Genomic DNA, 20422 nt, shown 5'->3' with positions numbered 1-20422 from the left:
TTGATGCACACTTTGAGCGTCAAAAAACAAACGACCAGTTCTACGCATAAAAAAATCTGTTGGGTTGCAAGCCAATTCGTAATTTATGGTAAACCAAACTTCTGCTTTTATCATCTTTTCTTGTTGATTTTCGTCTGTTAATTCATCAAACTTTTTTAAGATAATATCTGTTTGTTTTCCATAATTATACACTAAATATTCAGCATCTTTTTGCGAAAAATCTACCTCATTAATTCTGTTATAAATTGCATCTCTGTAACTTTTTACTTCGTATGAATTTTTAAAAGTACCTCCAGAAAGCACAATTTCTTTGGTTTTGATTTCGCCAAATTCTTTATCAAATCTGCGTTTGTATTTTTTACCTACTAAATCTACAATTCGTTCTGCCATTTTTCTATAACCCGTTAATTTACCTCCAGCAATCGAAATTAGTTCTGTATCTGAAACAAAAATTTCGTCTTTTCTAGACAATTCTGAAGCAGATTTTCCTTCTTCGTGAATTAAAGGACGCAAACCAGCCCAAGAAGACTGTATATCATCTAAGGTAATATTGATGTCAGGAAACATATTGTTAACGGCTGATATTAAATAAGTTGCGTCCACTAAATTGGTGTTTACATCGTCTTTATCTTTTTGATAATTGGTGTCTGTAGTTCCGAAATAAGTAATTTTTCCACGAGGAATTGCGAACATCATTCTTCCATCTGGCACATCAAAATAAACAGATTGATTTACAGGTAGTTTTTCGTGAGCAACTACCAAATGAACCCCTTTTGTTAAGTGCAAACGTTTGCCAATTTTCGAGTTATTTATTTGACGCAATTCATCAACCCAGGGCCCACAAGCGTTCACCACATATTTGGCTTTTATAGTGTATTTTTCATCAGAAAGTACATCTTTTACTTTTGCACCAACCACTCTTTTATCAGTATAAATAAATTCTTTTGCTTCTGCATAATTAATAATGTTCGCATTATAATTTAATGCTGTTTTTAATACTTCAATAGTTAATCTGGCATCATCTGTTCTGTATTCTGCATAATAACCAGCACCATTTAAAATGTCAGTTGGTAATAAAGGTTCTTTTTCTAAAGCTTCTTTTTTAGAAAGCATTTTACGTTTGTCTTCACCTTCTACAGATGCCAAAACATCGTAGACTTTTAAACCAATAGAGGTTAACCAAGAACCATAAGTTCCACCATCAATTAAAGGTAAAATCATTTTTTCTGGAACAACTAAATGTGGTGCTAGTTTGTGTACAATCGCTCTTTCTGTTCCAACTTCTTTCACCAACCAAAAATCGAATTGTTTTAAGTAACGCAATCCACCATGAATTAGTTTTGTGGATTTGCTTGATGTTCCTGAAGCAAAATCGCCTTTTTCAATGAGTGCCACTTTCATGCCTCTTGAAGCAGCATCTAAAGCGATTCCAGCTCCTGTAATTCCACCACCAATTATGAGTAAATCGAATTCTGTAGTTTGTAAATTTGTAGTTATTCTTTGTCTGTTGAAGTATGAGAAGTTGTTCATAAATAAGTTGAAATTTTCAATGATATTGATGTGATGATATCTTTAGCAAAATACAAAAAAGCAAAAGATTGTATTTTAAAAGTATAATTTTTTGTTGTAAAAAATGTTTTTAAATTTTTTTACACATATTTTTACAAAAAAAATGATTCTACACTTTAACTATTTTCTTGAAAACAATCCATAAGCTTGACAATTGGTTTTCTTGGATGGATGACCTTGCTGAAAATGACTTTGTAGTTATAGATAATTTTATAGACAACCAACTCTATAAAGAAATTAAAAACTTCTTATTTGAAAAAAATTGATGCTTTTGAGCAAGCAGGAATTGGAGCTTTAAACCAACATATAATTAAAAAAAAGGTAAGAGGAGATAAAACGTATTGGTTAAATAAAGAACGAGATGTTGCTTTAAAAAATTTCTGGGAACTATTAACAGAAACAAAAAATACCTTAAATAGATATTGTTATTTAAGTTTATCTGGAGAAGAATTTCATTTGGCTCATTATCCTTCTGGAAGTTATTACCTTAGACATTTAGATCAATTTGAAGGAAGAAACAATAGAATGATTTCTATGATTATTTACCTTAATGAAAATTGGGAATCTAAAAATGGTGGACAACTTGAAATATTAGATAAAAATAAAAAAATACACCTAGTAGAACCTATTGCAAAACGTTGTGTTTTATTTAAAAGTGACAAAGTACCACATGCTGTTTTAAAAGCTCATAAAGATAGGTATAGTTTAACTGGTTGGTTTCTATACCAGCCTACAAGTTTGTCAACATTATTGGGATAAAAAGAAATTTTTGTGCTTATACTTAGGTTTTCTTTAATTTGATAAAACTTTTTTAAAGAACAGAATTATTCTAAAATTTTTGTTGGTAAACCATCAATACTTGTTTGATTTTTGTTTTCCCAGTAGTTTTTAATTCCATCTTTTCCTTGTTTTTCTGCCCAATCATTTAAGTCATTTCTTTCGCATTTAAATTCAAAATACGGAATAGACATACCACAAGAAGTTTGTGCAGAATCAATAGTAATATCAAAAATTTGACGAGTTCCTGGAGTTTCTGGAAAAAGAGCTATCAATTCATTCCAACTTTTATCTCCTTCTTTTACTTCTTTCCCTTTTCCATACAAACGTAAAATATTAGGTGCTTTTTCAAAGGAACAAAACATAATAGTAATGCGTTTATTTTCTAATAAATGCGCTGCAGTTTCGTTTCCACTTCCTGTAACATTTAACCATAAAACACGGTTTTCAGAAATTACTCGAAAAGAATCCATTCCTTTTGGCGATAAATTTATTCTACCAGAATTAGGTGCAGTTGCTACAAAAAATATTTTTTGAGCCTTAATAAATTTTTGAAGTTTTAGGGTAAGTTTTGTGTAAAATTTTGACATATATTATTTAGTTTTTAATTTTTAGTGCTGAGTTTTGAGTGGCAACTAAAAACTTAACATTTAGAATTTAAAATTATTCTATCCAATTTTTAGAACGTTCAACAGCTTTTAACCATCTTTTATATAAGCGTTCTCTTTTTTCTGATGAAATGTTTGGCGTAAATTTTTTATCTATTTTTTTATCAGTTTCTATATCTTTTTGTTTCCATAAACCTACACAAATTCCGGCTAAATAAGCAGCTCCCATTACTGTTGTTTCTGTAATTTTTGGTCGTTCTACAATAGTGTCTAAAATATCTGCCTGAAACTGCATTAATAAATTATTTGCACAAGCTCCACCATCAACTTTTAGAGATTTTAAAGGAGTTTCTGCATCATTTTGTATGGCAATTAACAAGTCTTTTGTTTGATATGCTAAAGATTGTAAAGTCGCTTTTATTAGGTGATTTTTTCCTGTGTCTCTTGTCAACCCAAAAATTGCACCTCTTGCATACATATCCCAATAAGGAGCACCTAAACCAGCAAAAGCAGGTACTACAATTACAGGGTTTTCTTCACTTACTTTTTCAGCAAAAAACTCGCTTTCTTCAGCAGATTTTATAATTTCCAAACCATCTCTTAACCACTGAATTGCTGCTCCAGCAACAAAAACACTGCCCTCCAAAGCGTAATAAACTTTATTATTAATTCCCCATGCAATCGTGGTTAATAAACCGTTTTTAGAAAATTGAGGTTCAGTTCCTGTATTCATTAATAAAAAACAACCTGTTCCATAGGTGTTTTTTGCTTCGCCTTTATTGAAACAAGTTTGTCCAAAAAGAGCTGCTTGTTGATCGCCTGCAATTCCTGCAATTGGTATTTTATGTCCTTCTAAAGTAAAATCTCCAAAATGATAAGAAGAAGGTTTTACCTCTGGTAATAAAGATTTCGGAATGTTTAATGCTTCTAAAATTTTACCATCCCAACATAAATTTTTGATGTCAAAAAGCATCGTTCTTGATGCGTTGCTGTAATCTGTTGCATGGATTTTTTTATCAGTTAAATTCCATAAGATCCAAGAATCTATGGTTCCAAAAAGTAAATTACCTTTTTCTGCTGCTGTTTTTACACCCTCAACATTTTCTAAAATCCAATGAATTTTTGTGCCAGAAAAATAGGCATCAACTACTAAACCAGTTGTTTTTTTAATATGATTTTCTAAACCTTTTTCTTTAAGATTTTCGCATATATCAGCAGTTCTTTTGTCTTGCCAAACAATAGCATTATAAATCGGTTTTCCTGTATTTTTATTCCAAATTACTGTAGTTTCTCGCTGATTTGTAATCCCTAAACCTACAATTTCATTGACTTTAATATTCGCTTTTTTTATAACCTTTTTTAAGGTTGATAATTGGGATTCTAAAATTTCAAAAGCATCGTGTTCTACCCAACCAGATTTTGGAAATATTTGCCTAAATTCTTGCTGTTCAATGGCAATAATTTCACCTTTTTCATCAACAATTACCGAGCGCGAACTTGTGGTTCCTTGGTCTAAAGCTAGAATATATTTTTTTGGCATTTGGTTTAAAATAGGACTCACAATTTACAAAATATCATATTTATAAATTGTTACCTTTATGCAAAATAAATTTTCTTTTTATGGAGTATGGATTTTTATCAGTAATACCGCCAATTGTGGCAATCATTTTAGCATTAAGAACCAAGCAAGTGTATATTGCTTTGTTGTTTGGAATATGGTTTTCTTGGTTGATTATTAAAGGCTGGAATCCATTAGAAGGCACTTTAGCCATGATTGAAGCAATGGTAAATGTGTTTCAATCTAAAGGAAATACGAGAACTATTATTTTCAGTGCTTTGGTGGGTTCTTTGCTAATTTTTATTCAGTATTCTAGAGGGGTTGAAGGCTTTATCAATATTATCAATAAAAAGCTGGTAAAACTAGAAGAAAAAAAATCGGGCTATGCCAGAGTGATGGTTCAGATTTTGGCCACTTTTACAGGGTTGTTGTTGTTTGTAGAAACCAGTATTTCTTCTTTAACAGTTGGTACTTTATATAGACCCATTTTTGACAAACTAAAAATACCAAGAGAAAAATTGGCTTACATAGCAGACTCAAGTTCTGCACCATCATCCATCTTAATTCCCTTTAATGCTTGGGGAGCTTTTATTATGGGTTTGCTTTTAACGCAAGGAATTGATAAACCATTTTCTGTAATGATGTCATCAATCTTGTATAACTTTTATCCATTATTAGCAATCGCACTTGTTTTTGTTGTGATTTTATCAAAAAGGGATTTTGGTTTAATGAAAAAAGCAGAACAAAGAACCAAAGACACAGGTTTATTAATGAACGAAGGTTCTAAACCAATGGTTTCTGATGAGGTTACATCTTTTCCTCCAAAAGAAGGAATTCCTGCAAGAGCTTACAATATGATTGTGCCACTTTTAACGATGGTTTTTATGATGCCTATTAACTTGATTTATACAGGTTGGAATTCTGTAAAGGAATCTACCTCATTTTTAAATCATGCTTCACAAGCAATTGGAGAAGGTTCTGGATCATCATCTGTTTTATATGCTGTAATTACTGCAATTTTAGTAGCAATTACTATGTACTTTATTCAGGGAATTTTAAAACCAAAAGAAGCGATAGACTTAACTTTAAAAGGAATTAGCGAATTAATGCCTTTGGCTTTATTGATGCTTTTAGCTTTTGCTATTGGTGATGCTTGTAAAGAATTAGAAACCGGAGTTTATGTTGCTAATGCTACAAAAGAATGGTTATCTCCAGAGTTGTTACCAGCAGTTGTTTTTATAATTAGTTCATTTATTGCATTTTCTACAGGAACTTCTTGGGGAACGTTTGCAATTATGTTGGCAATTTCTGTACCAATGGCAAATATTCATGGAGCAGATATTACCATTGTTGTGGCTGCCACTTTAGGAGGAGGAATTTTTGGAGACCATTGTTCACCAATTTCTGATACTTCTATTATTTCTTCTATGGCTTCTGCAAGTGATCACATAGACCATGTAAAAACGCAATTGCCTTATGCGTTATTTGGAGGCGCAATTACTGTGGTTTTGTATTTGATTATTGGGTTTTTGGGATAGTTTAAATGCAAAGTTGCAAAGTTTTTCGCAAAGGGCGCAAAGAAAGTTTTATTTTTGATTATTTGGGCGTTCCCTAAAAAGGTCGCGCTTTCTCTACTCGCTTTTTTTGTAAAAAACAAAAAAGAGCTCAAACAAATCGTTCAATCGCTAACGCAGGCGTATTTATAAACAGCGATCATTTTACACTATTTTGTCTTACTAAAAAAGTATTTTCTCTATATGGTTTGCTTGAGACGCTTCCAGCGTGACAAATTGTAATAAAAATAAAAAACGGTATAGAGATTTTTTAATTAGACCTTTGCTAACTTTGCGAAAAGACTTTGCGTTTTTGCGTTAAATTTATTTAGCCAAAACCCCTCGTTTTTTAATTTCAGGAATCATTCGCAAAGCAGCTTCTTTAATGGTGTTTTCTTTAAAGAGAAATGTTTTTTCAAAAAGTGAATTCCCTTCAAAAAAACTTACCTGAAAACGATTGTTTAGTTTGAATAATTCTGGTTGAATAAGTTCTATTTTAGCAAAAGAATTTGCTGGTAGCACATCAATTTTTTTACGGAATAAAGAGGTAATTTTTGTTTCAGAAAAACCCTGAGTAACAATGACCAACATTTCTAAATCAACGTTTTTATTATTGATAAGATACACATTCCAATCATCTGTTCTATAAATATCATTATATTCATAAACAACTGCCATTTCTATATTGATAACTTCTGGAATTTGGATGTCTTTCTTCATTTATGCTGAACTTGAATCAGTATGTTTTACCAAAAAGAATAAAAATCTTCTTTCAAAATCATTTCACCATCGCAATCTTCGATAGTTAAAGTATGTTCACCTAATTTTCCAAATTCATCTTTTGGATTTTCTTCGCTATATTTTAAAACTTTTTCATTTTGATAAACCGTAATTTGCTTTAAAATTTGATCAGCATCATTCGTTTCAAAATACCAAGTTGAATTTCCCCAATTTGAGTATTTATCATCTCTACCTTCATCCCAAAATTGTTTAAAATAGTTCATTATATAATTGACTTAAACTGCTCTAAAAAACGCTTATCATTTTCGTAAAACATCCTAATATCAGGAATTTGATACAATAACATTGCAATACGTTCAATCCCCATTCCAAAAGCGTAACCAGAATATTTTGTAGGATCTATATTAGCATTTTTTAACACATTTGGATCCACCATTCCACAACCCATAATTTCTAACCAACCTGTGCCTTTGGTAATTCTGTAATCGGTTTCTGTTTCTAATCCCCAATAAATATCAACCTCTGCACTTGGTTCTGTAAATGGAAAATAAGAAGGACGTAAACGTATTTTAGATTTCCCAAACATCTCTTTTGTAAAGTATAAAAGCGTTTGTTTTAAATCAGCAAAAGAAACATCAGTATCTATATATAAACCTTCTACTTGATGAAAAATACAGTGCGCTCTTGCAGAAATATCTTCATTTCTAAAAACGCGCCCAGGAGAAATAGTTCTGATTGGAGGTTCGTTATTTTCCATATAACGCACTTGCACAGAAGAAGTGTGTGTGCGCAATAAAATATCTGGATTTTGCTCGATGAAAAACGTGTCTTGCATGTCTCTTGCAGGATGATATTCAGGCAAATTCAATGCTGTAAAATTATGCCAATCGTCTTCAATTTCTGGCCCTTCAGAAACCGTAAAACCAATTCTGTTAAAAACCTCAATAATTTGATTTTTCACCAATGATATTGGATGACGTGAACCTAATTCAATCGGTTCTGAAGGACGAGTTAAATCGCCATAAATACCTTTTTCTTCGGTTGCATTTTCTAGAGCATTATTTAGTTCAGCAACTTTTTGTTCTGCAGAATTTTTTAAATTATTTAGAGCTTGTCCAAAATCTTTACGCATTTCTGCATCTACATTCTTAAACTCTACGAATAAATCTTTAAGCAAACCCTTACTCCCTAAATACTTAATTCTAAAAGCCTCAATTTCATCTTTTGTTGTTGCTTTAAAAGACTGCACATCACCAATTAAATCTTTTACTTTATCTAACATTTTTAAAGAAAATTAGGATACAAATTTAAACTTTTTTAAATAGCTGGTGTTTGTAAAATGTAATAAAAGAACGACAGCAAGCGAAATCGATTGAAATCAATACTTTAAGAAAATGTTAAGAGTTTTTTTTTAATTTGTATATTAATAAATTAACTACATTTGTACCATTAAAATTTACTTAATTCGTAAAAAAACACACCTTAAATTATGGAGTTAAAAATTAAAGAATTTATGGAAATGGTTAAAACTAGAAATAACCATGAGCCAGAATTTTTGCAAGCTGTGCAAGAAGTAGCAGAAACCGTAATACCTTATATAGTGAACCACGATATTTATCATGGTAAAAATATTTTATTAAGAATGGTAGAACCTGAGAGATTAATTTCTTTCAGAGTATCTTGGGTTGATGATGCTGGAGAAATACAAGTAAACAGAGGTTATAGAATTCAAATGAATTCTGCAATTGGGCCATATAAAGGTGGTTTGCGTTTTCATCCAACTGTAAACGCAAGTATTTTAAAGTTTTTAGCTTTTGAACAAGTTTTTAAAAACTCGTTAACTACACTTCCAATGGGTGGTGGAAAAGGAGGTTCTGATTTTGATCCAAAAGGAAAATCAGACAACGAAATTATGCGTTTCTGCCATGCTTTTATGAGCGAACTTTTTAGACATATTGGTCCAAATACAGATGTACCTGCTGGAGATATTGGAGTAGGTGCAAGAGAAATTGGATTTATGTTTGGAATGTACAAAAAATTAAACAACGAGTTTACTGGAGTTTTAACTGGTAAAGGACAATCTTGGGGTGGTTCTTTAATTAGACCAGAAGCTACAGGATATGGAAACGTGTATTTTGCAGATAATATGCTAAAGCGTAAAAAAGATTCTTTTAAAAACAAAAGAGTGGTAATTTCTGGTTCTGGAAACGTTGCTCAATATGCAGCAGAAAAAGCAATCGAATTGGGTGCAAAAGTATTAACCTTATCAGATTCTGGAGGATTTATTCATGATGAAGAAGGTATAAATACCGAAAAATTGAAACACGTTATGTATTTAAAAAACGAAAAACGTGGAAGAATTAGTGAGTATTTAGAGAAATATCCAAACGCAAAATATTTTGAAGGAAAAACACCTTGGAATGTTAAATGTGATATTGCTTTACCTTGTGCAACTCAAAATGAGTTAGATGGAGATGGAGCAAAAGCACTTATTAAAAACGGATGTATGTGTGTTTCTGAAGGTGCAAATATGCCTTCTACACCAGATGCAATTCACGAATTTACAAAAGCAAAAATTTTATTCGCACCAGGAAAAGCAAGTAATGCAGGTGGAGTAGCAACTTCTGGATTAGAAATGAGCCAAAACTCTTTAAGAATTTCTTGGTCTAGAGAAGAAGTAGATAGTAGATTAAAAGATATTATGGAAGATATTCATGATTCTTGCGTAAAATATGGAGAAAATGAAGATGGTTCTATAGATTATATTAAAGGCGCAAATATTGCAGGTTTTGTAAAAGTTGCAGACGCAATGTTAGCACAAGGAGTTATTTAATAACTGCTTAAAATAATAATTTTAAAAACGCATCAATTTATTGGTGCGTTTTTTTGTACAACTTATTTTAAAAACGAATCTTTACACAAGTTTTTTTAAAATGTCTACAGCTTACATTCTTTTCTTCGGATTTTTCTTTTCTTTTGCAGGGTCAATTACACCAAGTATGTTGAATATGACAGCTTTAAAAATAAGTTTAGAAAAAGGAAGAGATGCTGCAAATAATTATGCTTTAGGAGTTTCTATTGTTGTTCTTCCGCAAATATATATTGCCGTTCTTTTAACGAAATATATCACCAAAAACCCAAAAATTTTAGAAACTTTTGATAAAATAGGAATTGTAATTTTTTTCCTTTTATCGTTTTATTTTTATAACGAATCTAAAAAAAGTAAAGTTAAAGTTGATGATCAAAAACCGAAAAAAGATACTCCTTTTTTAACAGGTGTTACACTGTCCCTTTTAAATATGTTTTCGATTCCATTTTTTTGTGGAATAATTATATTGTTAGACAATTTTAACTTGTTTTATTTTGACACAGTTTCTGTTTTATTTTTCATATTAGGCTCTGTATTGGGCACATTTTATATTCTTTTCTTATATGGAAAATTTGCAAAAACTATCCAGAAAAAAACAGGAAAACTAATTAGAGATATCAATTTAATATTGTCAATATTAACAGGTTTAGTGGCGGTTTTTACACTTATAAAATTATTTATTTAAATGAATATTATAAAAAATAAAGTAGTTGATGGAAAGCATAACAAACCTATTGTTACAGATGTTTTTTACATAGCAACAAATCAACCTAAAAAAGTAGTTGTTTTTTGCCACGGTTATAAAGGTTTTAAAGATTGGGGAGCATGGAATTTAATGGCAAAAGCGTTTGCAAAAGCAGGATTCTTTTTTATAAAATTCAACTTTTCTCATAATGGAGGTACAGTTGAACAACCTATAGATTTTCCAGATCTAGAAGCTTTTGGCAATAATAATTACACCAAAGAATTAGATGACTTAGAAAGTGTTTTAGATTGGATTTCTAATAATTCTGATTTTAAAAATGAAGTTAATATTGATTATATTTCTTTAATAGGTCACAGCAGAGCAGGAGGTATTGTGTTGTTAAAATCGAATGAAGATTCTCGAATTAAAAAGGTAATTACCTTGGCTGGAGTTTGCGATTTTGCAAAAAGAACAGCCACAATTGGAGATTTAGAAGAATGGGAAAAAACAGGGGTAAAGTATGTTTTAAATGGAAGAACCAAGCAAAAAATGCCACATTTTTATCAATTTTATTTAGATTTTAAACAAAATGAAAATCGTTTGAATATTCAAAAAGCTTCAGAAAATATAACAATTCCTCATTTAATAATTCATGGAGATAAAGACACATCTGTTTTAATTGATGAAGCTGAAAATCTTAAAAAATGGAATCCGAAAAGTGAATATCAAATCATTATAAATGCAGATCATGTTTTTAACGTTTCTCATCCTTGGATAGAAAAAAAAATGTCTCAAGAATTAATTGAAACTGTCGATGTTTGCATCAACTTTTTAAAAGAATAGTGGAGCATATCAGATTCGAACTGATGACTTCTACGCTGCCAGCGTAACGCTCTAGCCAACTGAGCTAATGCCCCATAAAAAAAATAAATGTACAGCTTTTTTAGTAAAAGAAATGGATGTTTTGTAATTTTAAATAATGGAACTACAGCCGCCTTTTCGTAAAATAATTCATGTAGATATGGATGCTTATTATGCATCTGTAGCAGAATTAGACAATCCAGAATTAAGAGGAAAAGCGATTGCTGTTGGAGGTGGAGGAGATAGAGGTGTTGTTTCTGCTGCAAGTTATGAGGCTAGAAAATTTGGCGTAAAATCTGCTATGAGCAACGTTTTAGCGAAACAAAAATGTCCTCATATTATTTTTGTGAATTCAGATTTTGCCAGATATAAAGAGCTTTCCAATCAAATAAGGGAAATTTTTTACGAGTATACAGATTTGGTAGAACCACTTTCTTTAGACGAAGCCTATTTGGATGTTACAGAAAATAAGAAAGGAAATCCGTCAGCAAGTTTAATAGCCAAAGAAATTAGAAAACGCATTTTTGAAACCACAGGGTTAAATGCTTCTGCAGGTATTTCTATCAATAAATTTATTGCAAAAGTAGCTTCAGATATTAACAAACCAAATGGACAAAAAACCATTAATCCAGACGAAGTAATTCCATTTTTAGAAGAATTACCTGTTAATAAATTTTATGGAGTGGGTAAAGTTACTGCTGCAAAAATGTATAATTTAGGCATTTTTGTGGGGAACGATTTAAAGAAAAAATCTTTAGAAGAACTCACAAATTTGTTTGGAAAATCTGGCAAACACTATTTTAATATTGTTCGCGGAATTCATAATAGCGCTGTAAAACCAAATAGAATTAGAAAATCTTTAGCAGCTGAAAGAACTTTTAGTGAAAATATTTCTTCGGAAATTTTTATGATCGAAAAATTAGAAATAATTGCTGACGAATTAGAAAAAAGAATGTTTAAAAGTGATACAAAAGGAAAAACCATCACTTTAAAAATAAAGTATTCCGATTTTATGCAACAAACAAGAAGTAAAACAACAGCTAATTTTATGCAGAAAAAAAAGGATTTTTTTCCTGTGGTTAAAGAATTGTTATATCAAGATAAACTAATAAATTCAGTACGACTTTTAGGGCTTTCTTTTGGGAATTTAAATACCGAAAAGAAAGAGCCTGTTTGGGTACAATTAAAATTTGATTTTTAGCTCTAAGATGTAATAAAGCCTGAAAGTGTGCTAATTAGTAATAAAAAAAGGTAGAGATGAAATACAATATCATAGTAACAATAATAATGTTAAGCTTTATTTTATCCTGTCAAAAACAAAAAGTTAAGGAAGAAAAAACTATAGAATTAAAAGAAAATAAATGGAATGTAGAAGCCTTAAATGAAAAGGCATTACAACATTTAGATAGTTCAAAAAGAGATTATGAGCTTTTTAAACAAGATATAGAAAACTATGAAAAATTTGGCGATTATTATAGAAGTTTACCCTTAAATAAATCTCCATTTCCTGTTGCAGTTTATGATTATGCAGTGGCTAGTTTTCCTTTTGTGATACAAAGAGATAGTTCTATTTTTAAGGGGATAAAAATTGGAGAATATAAAGACCTAGAAAGTGATAGAATCACAGAAAAATTAACACTATTGATTTTAACAAACGATTTAAATTCTAATGAAACTTATGTGGTGGAGTCTAGAAATTTCCCTTACTTAACTGCTGAAGGAAAATTTGAAGTTTCTAATAAATTTTCTTACGATTGGGTTTTTTCTGCAAGTCCTGATGGGTATTCTATACTTTTAGTAAATATGAAACTTTTCGATTTGCGTTTTGGAGAAACAATCATTATTTATCCACAAAAAGATAAAACGTTTTTATATGATCAAATTAAAGATTCGCCAAATAATTACAATAATTTTGAAGACTTTAAAAAGGTTTTATTAGATAATAAAAGAGTAAAAAAGCAGCTTTTATCTGAAAATAATATAAAATGAAAATTCTAAGAACCAATTCAGAAAATACAGATTTTATCAATTTGGTAAAACAATTGGATGCTTATCTAAAAATTACGGATGGAGATGAACATGCATTTTACAATCAATTCAATCATATTGATGTTTTAAAGAATGTAGTTGTTTTTTATTTAGATAATCTTGCTATAGGTTGTGGAGCTATTAAAAAGTTTGATTCTTCTTCTATGGAAATAAAAAGAATGTTTGTTGCTAAAGAGCAAAGAAATAAAGGAATAGCTCAAAAAATAGTAACAGAATTAGAAGTTTGGACAAAAGAATTGGGCTACAAAAAATGTGTTTTAGAAACAGGTAAAAGGCAGGTAGAAGCTGTAAAATTTTATCATAAATGCGGTTATAAAGTAATACCCAATTACGGACAATATGCAGACATGGAAAATAGTGTTTGTTTTGAAAAAGCGTTATAAATGAACTACAGTTATTGGGAACTTAAAGAATGGTTTACAAACATCGATTTTACAATTGTTGGCAGTGGAATTGTGGGTTTAAATTGCGCTTTACAATTAAAAAAATCACATCCCAAAGCTAAAGTTTTAATCCTCGAAAAAGGAATGTTGCCACAAGGAGCAAGTACAAAAAACGCTGGTTTTGCTTGTTTTGGAAGTTTATCAGAAATTATTGATGATTTAAATTCTCATACAGAACAAGAGGTTTTTAATTTGGTAGATAAACGTTGGAAAGGCTTACAATTATTACGCAAAAATTTAGGCGATAAAAATATCGACTTTCAGAAAAATAAAGGATTTGAGTTATACGAATCTAAAATGTTTTTTTCAGCATGTATTTCTAAAAAACACCAAATAAATAAACTTCTAAAACCTATTTTTAAAAGTGATGTTTTTTCCATTTCTGATAATATGTTTGGCTTTCAAAAAGTACATCAACAATACATTGTAAATAATTTTGAAGGGCAGATTGATACTGGAAAAATGGCATCAGAATTACTTCGAAAAGTTCAAGAAAATGGGGTTAAAATATTAAATAATATTTCTGTTGAAAGTTTTATAGATATAGAAGATAAAATACACGTAAAAACCAATAGATTAGATTTTTATACAAAAAAATTGTTTATAGCTACCAATGGTTTTGCAAGTCAATTATTAGAAGAAAATGTACAGCCAGCAAGAGCACAAGTTTTAATTACCAAACCAATTAAAAACCTTCATATTAAAGGCACTTTTCATTTAGATAAAGGGTACTATTATTTTAGAAATATAGACAATCGGATTTTGTTTGGTGGAGGTAGAAATCTCGATTTTAAAACGGAAGAAACTACTGAATTTGGCGAAACACAAATCATTCAAAATAAATTGGAAACCATTTTAAAAGAAATTATTTTACCAAATGCATCTTTTGAAATTGAACACAGATGGAGTGGAATTATGGGTGTTGGAAATCAGAAAAATGCGATTGTAAAACAACTTTCTAACAACGTTTTTTGTGGAGTTCGTTTAGGAGGAATGGGTGTTGCAATTGGTTCTTTAGTAGGAAAAGATTTGGCAGATTTGGCATAATTTAGTATCAATAAAAGTATTCTTTTTTTAAAGAAAAATTAAATTAATTGTACCTATATTTACAAACTTAAAACTGGTTAACCAATTTAAAGCTTTGTAATTATGATATATGATTCACAGAAAAAATACTTTACTTTTTTATTTGCAATCTTTTTAACTTCTCTAAAAGCGCAAACATTAGTAACTACAAATGCACAGTTAAATACAGCAATATCGAATGCTACAGCAGGTTCAGAAATTATATTAGCAAGTGGCACTTGGAATAACGTTTTTATCGATATTAATAAAAACGGTACAGCTTCTCAACCAATTATAATTACTGCTCAAAATCCAGGCACTGTTTTTTTAACAGGTAACTCTAGAGTGTATATGAGAGGAACGTATATTACAGTTTCTGGCTTGGTTTTTCAAAATCCAGCAAACTTAGTTGTTAATAATGATGTAATTGAACCCATTTTTGAGTTAAATCAATGTGATAATTGTCAAGTTATAAATAATAAAATTGATGGGTATAATGGTACAGATGCACAAAAAACTCTAAAATTTAAGTGGGTGTATATTGTTGATGGACAACACAATGAAATTGCGCATAACTCTTTTATTGGCAAATATGGGGTAGGAAGTATTATTAATGATAATAGATCATTAGCTAATGAAGATTATTTGAAAATTCATCATAATTATTTTGCAGATAGAACTCCTGTAGATAATGATATTAATGGATTAAATGATCAAGATGCAATTCGAATAGGTACAAGTACAACTTCTTTATCAGATTCCTATTCAGAAGTTCATCATAATTTATTTAATAATTGGTCTGGAGAAGTAGAAATTATATCTAACAAAAGTGGAAAGAACAAATATTACAACAATACGTTTAGAGATTATCAAGGAACATTAACATTAAGACATGGCAATGAATGTGAAGTTTTTAACAATTATTTTTTTGCAAATAATAATTCTTTTACAGGTGGTGTAAGAATTATTGGAGAAGGTCATAAAGTTTACAATAACTACATTCAAGGGGTTAATTCTTTTAAACCAAATGGTTCTTCCTCTAATGTTACAGGAGCAATTAATGTAATGAATGGTGTAACAAATTCTGCTTTAAGTGGTTATTATCAAGTTAAAAATGCTCAAATTATAAACAATACTATAGTAAACTGCGATTATGCCATAAGAATTGGTACGTCATTAGGAGGTACAGAAGAGCCAGAAAATTTGATTGTTGCAAATAATATTATGCTTAATTCAAGTATAAATGCATATCAAATAAATACGTCACCTTCAGCAACTTCAGTCTCTGAAGGCAACATTACACAAAATGGTCCTTGGGATTTAACAAATGGTCTCAATAATAATAAAACAGTTGCAAGTGGTTTGTTAGAAAGTGGGGCAGATTTTTATAGAATTACAGAAACAAGTCCAGCAATTAATGCAAATATTGGAACGTATTCTTTTTTATCTGAAGATATTTTAGGAGGAAATAGAACAGGTGTTTTTGATGCTGGAGCAGAAGAATTTGGTGCAAATGGAACAAATTTACCCTATAAAGTTGATGATGTTGGTACTAAAATTGGGTTTTTATCAGGTATAAGTAGGTTAACAACCTCTGTAAATACAATCGATTTTCATACTTCAGGAAGCACCAAAAGTTTTGAAATAAATTCAAACGTAAATTGGTCAGTTACAGAAAATACAGACTGGATATCTGTAAATTCTACAAATGGTAGCAATAATTCAACCATACAAGTTACTGTAGCAGAAAATAATTCAGGAGCTATTAGAACAGCAACTTTATCAGTTACAGAAAATGGAGGAAGCTTAAACGCTACAATAACCATAAATCAATCTTTAGAAACTTTTAACTCAGATAATGCAGTTTCAATTCAAGGTATCACAGTTGCAGGAGTTGGAACACAAGATCCAAATATTCCAGAAAATACTTTAGATGATGATATAACCACAAGATGGTCTGCAAATTCTAACGATGGCTCATCTTATTTAACTTATAATTTAGGTTGCAAAAAAACAGTAACCAGCGTTAAAATTTACTTTCATAAAGGAGATAGTAGAACAAGTTCTTTTAAAATTGCAACTTCAAATGATGGTACAACTTTTACAGATGTAACTTCGGTTTTAACAAGTTCAGGAAACACTACAGACTTCGAAAATTTTCCATTTTCGCCATTTCAAGAAGTGCAGTATGTTAGAATTTTAGGTTATGGAAATTCTGAAGGAAGTGGTTGGAATAGTTACGAAGAAGTACAGATTTTTGGTGATGATAATTGCGCCTCTCTTTCTACAGCAGATAATATTCTAGAAGAAAATGGGATGAATTTTTACCCAAACCCAACACAAAATATATTAAATATTATTTCTAAAAATCAGATTGGTTTGGTTGAGGTTTTCGATTTAAAAGGTAAAAAAATGATAACCAAAAATATAGAAAACACCCAGGGTACAATTGAAACAAAATCATTAGCTAAAGGTATTTACATTATTAAAATCAATGCAACTATAGGTAGATTTATAGTAGAATAACATTCTCAACTCTTTTAAATTTTCTTTAATTCAAATTGATTATTTTCGTTGAATGAAAGAAAATCCCACATATTATGATGTAATTATTATTGGTGGTGGTTTAGCAGGATTGTGCAATGCAATTCATCTTTCAAACTTTGGTAAAAAGGTTTTATTGATAGAAAAAAACAGCTACCCAAAACACAAAGTTTGTGGCGAATATATTTCCAATGAAGTGTTGCCTTATTTGTCTTTTTTAGAAATCAATCCTTTTGATTTTGGCGCAGTAAAAATTGATAATTTTCAATTATCAACTACAAATAATAAACTTATTTCAGCAAAATTACCTTTGGGCGGTTTTGGAATTTCTCGTTACAAATTAGATTACATTCTATCAGAAAAAGCCAAAGAAAAAGGGGTTAAAATTCTGCAAGATATAGTTTTAAATGTTGATTTTAAGAACAATTCTTTTGAGCTAGAAACTAAAAATAACCAAAAATTTAGGTCTAAAATAGCAATTGGTGCTTTTGGCAAAAGATCTTTGTTAGATGTAAAAATGGAGCGTGATTTTATCCAAAAAAAATCACCTTATTTAGGCGTAAAAATTCATGTAAATGGAAAATTTTCATCAGATTTAGTAGCGCTTCATAATTTTAAAGGAGGTTATTGTGGGGTTTCTAAAGTTGAGAATGATGCCATTAATTTATGTTATATCACTAATTTTTCATCTTTTAAAAAGTATAAAAACATTAATGATTTTCAAGAAAACGTTGTTTACCAAAATCAGTTTTTAAAACAAATTTTCCAAAATTCAAAACCACTTTTTGAAGAACCTTTGTCTATTAGTCAAATTTCTTTTGAAACCAAAAAACCTATTGAAAATCATATGCTAATGTGTGGGGATTCTGCAGGAATGATTCACCCATTGTGTGGTAATGGAATGAGTATGGCAATTCAGTCTGCTCAAATTGCCTCTAAACTCATTCTAAATTACTTAAATGATGAAAATGCGACTAGAAAAGAATTAGAAAACAACTATATTTCAGCATGGAACAAACAATTTAAATGGCGCTTAAAAGCTGGGCATTTTATAGCTATTCTGTTTAGAAATGATAAAATTGCCAACATTTTACTTCAAATTTTAAGAATAATGCCGTTTTTATTGCCAATTATTATTAAACAAACGCATGGAAAATTAATAGAAATCTAATGGACTTTTTTATCAGCACAAAACAAAGAACAGACAAAGAAGAACTAATGGACGATTTCTCTATAGGAGGCGATTTATTGCGTGATACTTTAGATAAATTAGAGAATATTAACAGATGGTTAGGAGGAAATAGAGTAACTTTAAATGGTTTAAAATCTATTTTAAAAAATCACCCAAAAGAACAAGAAATCACGATCATAGATATTGGTTGTGGTCATGGAGATATTTTAAGAGATGTTGCAAAATTTGGCAGAAAACATCAATATAATTTTAAATTAATTGGGGTTGATGCAAACCCAACAGCGATTAATTATGCAAATGAATTATCAACCAATTTTCCAGAACTCAGTTTCGAAACCCAAGATATTTTTTCTGATGATTTTAAAAAAAGAAAATTTGATGTAGTTTTAGCAACCTTATTTTTACATCATTTTAAAGAAGAAGAGTTAACTTTATTTTTAAAAAACACGCTAAAACAAACCAAAACAGGAATTGTGGTAAACGATTTACACAGGCACAAATTAGCCTATTATTTGTTTCTATTGCTATCAATTTTCATTAGTAATAAAATGATTGTTGAAGATGGTTTAACATCTGTTTTAAGAGGATTTAAAAGAGTAGACTTGGAAAGAATATCAGCAAAATTAAATGTAAAACCCCAAATTCAATGGAAATGGGCATTTCGTTTTTTATGGATTTTAAAGAGTTAAAATTTTCATTTTTAAGGTTTCAAGTTGGGCAGGTTTATAATTTTTATTATAAAATTTAGGTGAGTTATCATATGTAAAAGGTGTGTCAAAAAGTTAAAAAATAGAACTCAGTGAAAATCTGTGAAATCAGTGTCAAGAAATAATATGAGCGTTAAAATAATATCAGTAGCAAAACAACTTCCTAAATATTACAGAGAAACCAAAGATATTATACCCTTTGTAGAATTATGGATGCAAGAGCAAGACAAGCGTTTTCAAAGAAAAGTAATCAAACTTTTCGAAGGTGCAGGAGTTGATAAACGTTATTCAATTATGGACCCTGAAGAAGTTTTTACAGCCACTTCTTTTGAAGAAAAAAACGATATTTATAGCAGAGAAGTTGTAAAATTAGCGGAAAAATCGCTTAAAAAATCATTAGAAAAAGCAAGTTTAATACCTACTGATATCGATTATATTATTACAGTAAGTTGCACAGGAATCATGATACCTTCCATGGATGCTTATTTAATTAATTCTCTGCAAATGAAACAAGATATCGTACGTTTGCCAGTTACAGAAATGGGCTGCGCAGCAGGAGTTTCTGGAATTATTTATGCAAAGAATTTTTTGAAAGCAAATCCAAATAAAAGAGCAGCTGTTATAGCTGTAGAAGCACCAACAGCTACTTTTCAATTAGAAGATTTTTCGATGACAAATATTGTAAGTGCAGCTATTTTTGGTGATGGAGCATCAGCCGTAATTTTGTCTTCTTTTGATGATGATAAAGGCCCAGAAATTTTAGACGAAGCCATGTATCATTTTTATGATGCCACAAATATGATGGGTTTTAATTTGGTAAATTCGGGTTTACAAATGATTTTAGACAAAGAAGTTCCGCAGAAAATTTCAGACCATTTTCCAGCAATTGTGCATCCTTTTTTAGCAAAAAATAATTTAACAATTGAAGATGTAAATCATTTAATTTTTCATCCTGGAGGAAAAAAAATTGTACAAACTGTAGAAGATTTGTTTGGTGTTTTAGGTAAAAACATCGATGATACAAAAGAAGTTTTACGTTTGTATGGAAATATGTCTAGTGCAACAGTTTTGTATGTTTTAGAACGATTTATGAATAAAAATCCAGCAAAAGGAGAAAGAGGTTTAATGTTGAGTTTTGGTCCTGGATTTTCTGCACAAAGAATTTTATTAGAATGGTAATTGTTAGTTGTCATTCCTGCTA

19 protein-coding genes and 1 tRNA gene are annotated in these 20422 nt (G+C 30.1%); 13 read left to right on the top strand and 7 right to left on the bottom strand.

Annotation, left to right across the window (positions count from 1 at the left end):
* Positions 1-1530, bottom strand: a 1530-nt coding sequence (locus tag WAO74_RS03400; RefSeq protein ID WP_422159701.1) for a glycerol-3-phosphate dehydrogenase/oxidase, incomplete at its 3' end; no start/stop codon positions are given.
* 291 nt (positions 1531-1821) lie between these two features.
* Between WAO74_RS03400 and WAO74_RS03395 the strand changes: the two genes are divergently transcribed.
* Positions 1822-2328 carry a 2OG-Fe(II) oxygenase gene (locus WAO74_RS03395; protein WP_422159699.1) on the top strand — a complete coding sequence of 169 codons (507 nt, stop codon included), beginning with the start codon at positions 1822-1824 and terminating at the stop codon, positions 2326-2328.
* 65 nt (positions 2329-2393) lie between these two features.
* Here the strand turns inward: WAO74_RS03395 and WAO74_RS03390 are convergent, their stop codons facing one another.
* Both WAO74_RS03390 and glpK read right to left on the bottom strand, forming a co-directional pair.
* A complete protein-coding gene (locus WAO74_RS03390; RefSeq protein ID WP_422159697.1) occupies positions 2394-2936 on the bottom strand; it encodes a pyridoxamine 5'-phosphate oxidase family protein in 543 nt (180 codons plus the stop codon).
* Positions 2937-3009: 73 nt separating this feature from the next.
* On the bottom strand, positions 3010-4494 hold the full coding sequence (glpK, locus tag WAO74_RS03385) for a glycerol kinase GlpK (RefSeq protein WP_422159696.1): 1485 nt from the start codon (positions 4492-4494) through the stop codon (positions 3010-3012).
* Between the two features lie 80 nt (positions 4495-4574).
* Between glpK and WAO74_RS03380 the strand changes: the two genes are divergently transcribed.
* Positions 4575-6050 (top strand): Na+/H+ antiporter NhaC family protein, encoded by a 1476-nt coding sequence (locus WAO74_RS03380; protein ID WP_422159694.1) that lies wholly within the window; start codon positions 4575-4577, stop codon positions 6048-6050.
* A 339-nt stretch (positions 6051-6389) separates the two neighbouring features.
* Here WAO74_RS03380 and WAO74_RS03375 read toward each other — a convergent pair whose 3' ends face one another.
* Genes WAO74_RS03375 through pheS form a run of 3 tightly spaced genes read right to left on the bottom strand, consistent with a single transcriptional unit; the run spans position 6390 to position 8088 of the window.
* Positions 6390-6785 carry a hypothetical protein gene (locus WAO74_RS03375; RefSeq protein WP_422159692.1) on the bottom strand — a complete coding sequence of 132 codons (396 nt, stop codon included), beginning with the start codon at positions 6783-6785 and terminating at the stop codon, positions 6390-6392.
* A 26-nt stretch (positions 6786-6811) separates the two neighbouring features.
* A complete protein-coding gene (locus WAO74_RS03370) occupies positions 6812-7069 on the bottom strand; it encodes a hypothetical protein (protein ID WP_422159690.1) in 258 nt (85 codons plus the stop codon).
* Positions 7069-8088, bottom strand: coding sequence for a phenylalanine--tRNA ligase subunit alpha (pheS, locus tag WAO74_RS03365; RefSeq protein ID WP_422159688.1), 1020 nt, complete (start codon positions 8086-8088; stop codon positions 7069-7071). The genes WAO74_RS03370 and pheS overlap by 1 nt, the downstream gene beginning before the upstream one ends.
* A 207-nt stretch (positions 8089-8295) precedes the next feature.
* On the opposite strand from pheS, the gene gdhA reads away from it, so the two are divergent.
* From gdhA to WAO74_RS03350, 3 genes are all read left to right on the top strand, one after another.
* Positions 8296-9639, top strand: coding sequence for an NADP-specific glutamate dehydrogenase (gene gdhA, locus WAO74_RS03360; protein ID WP_422159686.1), 1344 nt, complete (start codon positions 8296-8298; stop codon positions 9637-9639).
* 100 nt (positions 9640-9739) lie between these two features.
* Entirely contained in the window at positions 9740-10360 is a 621-nt protein-coding gene (locus tag WAO74_RS03355) for a LysE family transporter (protein ID WP_422159684.1), read from the top strand.
* Positions 10361-11203: an alpha/beta hydrolase family protein gene (locus WAO74_RS03350; RefSeq protein ID WP_422159683.1), complete on the top strand. Its 843-nt coding sequence runs from the start codon at positions 10361-10363 to the stop codon at positions 11201-11203.
* On the opposite strand, the gene WAO74_RS03345 is transcribed toward WAO74_RS03350, so the two are convergent.
* A tRNA-Ala gene (locus tag WAO74_RS03345) sits at positions 11204-11277 on the bottom strand. It abuts the gene before it with no gap.
* A 62-nt stretch (positions 11278-11339) separates the two neighbouring features.
* Between WAO74_RS03345 and dinB the strand changes: the two genes are divergently transcribed.
* From dinB to WAO74_RS03305, 8 genes are all read left to right on the top strand, one after another.
* Positions 11340-12422 (top strand): DNA polymerase IV, encoded by a 1083-nt coding sequence (gene dinB / locus WAO74_RS03340; RefSeq protein WP_422159681.1) that lies wholly within the window; start codon positions 11340-11342, stop codon positions 12420-12422.
* Positions 12423-12478: 56 nt separating this feature from the next.
* Positions 12479-13210, top strand: coding sequence for a hypothetical protein (locus tag WAO74_RS03335; RefSeq protein ID WP_422159679.1), 732 nt, complete (start codon positions 12479-12481; stop codon positions 13208-13210).
* Positions 13207-13653: a GNAT family N-acetyltransferase gene (locus WAO74_RS03330; protein ID WP_422159677.1), complete on the top strand. Its 447-nt coding sequence runs from the start codon at positions 13207-13209 to the stop codon at positions 13651-13653. The genes WAO74_RS03335 and WAO74_RS03330 overlap by 4 nt, the downstream gene beginning before the upstream one ends.
* Entirely contained in the window at positions 13654-14760 is a 1107-nt protein-coding gene (locus WAO74_RS03325; RefSeq protein ID WP_422159676.1) for an NAD(P)/FAD-dependent oxidoreductase, read from the top strand. It begins immediately after the preceding gene.
* A gap of 102 nt (positions 14761-14862) precedes the next feature.
* Positions 14863-17304 carry a chondroitinase-B domain-containing protein gene (locus WAO74_RS03320; RefSeq protein ID WP_422159674.1) on the top strand — a complete coding sequence of 814 codons (2442 nt, stop codon included), beginning with the start codon at positions 14863-14865 and terminating at the stop codon, positions 17302-17304.
* A gap of 52 nt (positions 17305-17356) precedes the next feature.
* Positions 17357-18493, top strand: a complete 1137-nt coding sequence (locus tag WAO74_RS03315; protein ID WP_422159673.1) for an NAD(P)/FAD-dependent oxidoreductase — start codon at positions 17357-17359, stop codon at positions 18491-18493.
* The gene (locus WAO74_RS03310) at positions 18493-19203 is read left to right on the top strand and encodes a methyltransferase domain-containing protein (RefSeq protein WP_422159671.1); all 711 of its coding nucleotides are present in this window, start codon (positions 18493-18495) and stop codon (positions 19201-19203) included. The genes WAO74_RS03315 and WAO74_RS03310 overlap by 1 nt, the downstream gene beginning before the upstream one ends.
* Positions 19204-19347: 144 nt before the next feature.
* Positions 19348-20400 carry a type III polyketide synthase gene (locus WAO74_RS03305; RefSeq protein WP_422159669.1) on the top strand — a complete coding sequence of 351 codons (1053 nt, stop codon included), beginning with the start codon at positions 19348-19350 and terminating at the stop codon, positions 20398-20400.
* Positions 20401-20422 lie beyond the last annotated feature (22 nt).

The organism is Polaribacter sp. (assembly GCF_049276715.1).
Taxonomy (GTDB): Bacteria; Bacteroidota; Bacteroidia; order Flavobacteriales; family Flavobacteriaceae; genus Polaribacter.
This window is presented reverse-complemented; position numbering and strand designations above follow the sequence as displayed.

Excerpts from the sequence above, each read along its gene's own strand:
- WAO74_RS03390 (WP_422159697.1), bottom strand. The coding sequence starts at position 2,936 with ATGTCAAAATTTTACACAAAACTTACCCTAAAACTTCAAAAATTTATT.
- glpK (WP_422159696.1), bottom strand. The coding sequence starts at position 4,494 with ATGCCAAAAAAATATATTCTAGCTTTAGACCAAGGAACCACAAGTTCG.
- WAO74_RS03380 (WP_422159694.1), top strand. The coding sequence starts at position 4,575 with ATGGAGTATGGATTTTTATCAGTAATACCGCCAATTGTGGCAATCATT.
- WAO74_RS03375 (WP_422159692.1), bottom strand. The coding sequence starts at position 6,785 with ATGAAGAAAGACATCCAAATTCCAGAAGTTATCAATATAGAAATGGCA.
- WAO74_RS03370 (WP_422159690.1), bottom strand. The coding sequence starts at position 7,069 with ATGAACTATTTTAAACAATTTTGGGATGAAGGTAGAGATGATAAATAC.
- pheS (WP_422159688.1), bottom strand. The coding sequence starts at position 8,088 with ATGTTAGATAAAGTAAAAGATTTAATTGGTGATGTGCAGTCTTTTAAA.
- gdhA (WP_422159686.1), top strand. The coding sequence starts at position 8,296 with ATGGAGTTAAAAATTAAAGAATTTATGGAAATGGTTAAAACTAGAAAT.
- WAO74_RS03355 (WP_422159684.1), top strand. The coding sequence starts at position 9,740 with ATGTCTACAGCTTACATTCTTTTCTTCGGATTTTTCTTTTCTTTTGCA.
- WAO74_RS03350 (WP_422159683.1), top strand. The coding sequence starts at position 10,361 with ATGAATATTATAAAAAATAAAGTAGTTGATGGAAAGCATAACAAACCT.
- dinB (WP_422159681.1), top strand. The coding sequence starts at position 11,340 with ATGGAACTACAGCCGCCTTTTCGTAAAATAATTCATGTAGATATGGAT.
- WAO74_RS03335 (WP_422159679.1), top strand. The coding sequence starts at position 12,479 with ATGAAATACAATATCATAGTAACAATAATAATGTTAAGCTTTATTTTA.
- WAO74_RS03330 (WP_422159677.1), top strand. The coding sequence starts at position 13,207 with ATGAAAATTCTAAGAACCAATTCAGAAAATACAGATTTTATCAATTTG.
- WAO74_RS03325 (WP_422159676.1), top strand. The coding sequence starts at position 13,654 with ATGAACTACAGTTATTGGGAACTTAAAGAATGGTTTACAAACATCGAT.
- WAO74_RS03320 (WP_422159674.1), top strand. The coding sequence starts at position 14,863 with ATGATATATGATTCACAGAAAAAATACTTTACTTTTTTATTTGCAATC.
- WAO74_RS03315 (WP_422159673.1), top strand. The coding sequence starts at position 17,357 with ATGAAAGAAAATCCCACATATTATGATGTAATTATTATTGGTGGTGGT.
- WAO74_RS03310 (WP_422159671.1), top strand. The coding sequence starts at position 18,493 with ATGGACTTTTTTATCAGCACAAAACAAAGAACAGACAAAGAAGAACTA.
- WAO74_RS03305 (WP_422159669.1), top strand. The coding sequence starts at position 19,348 with ATGAGCGTTAAAATAATATCAGTAGCAAAACAACTTCCTAAATATTAC.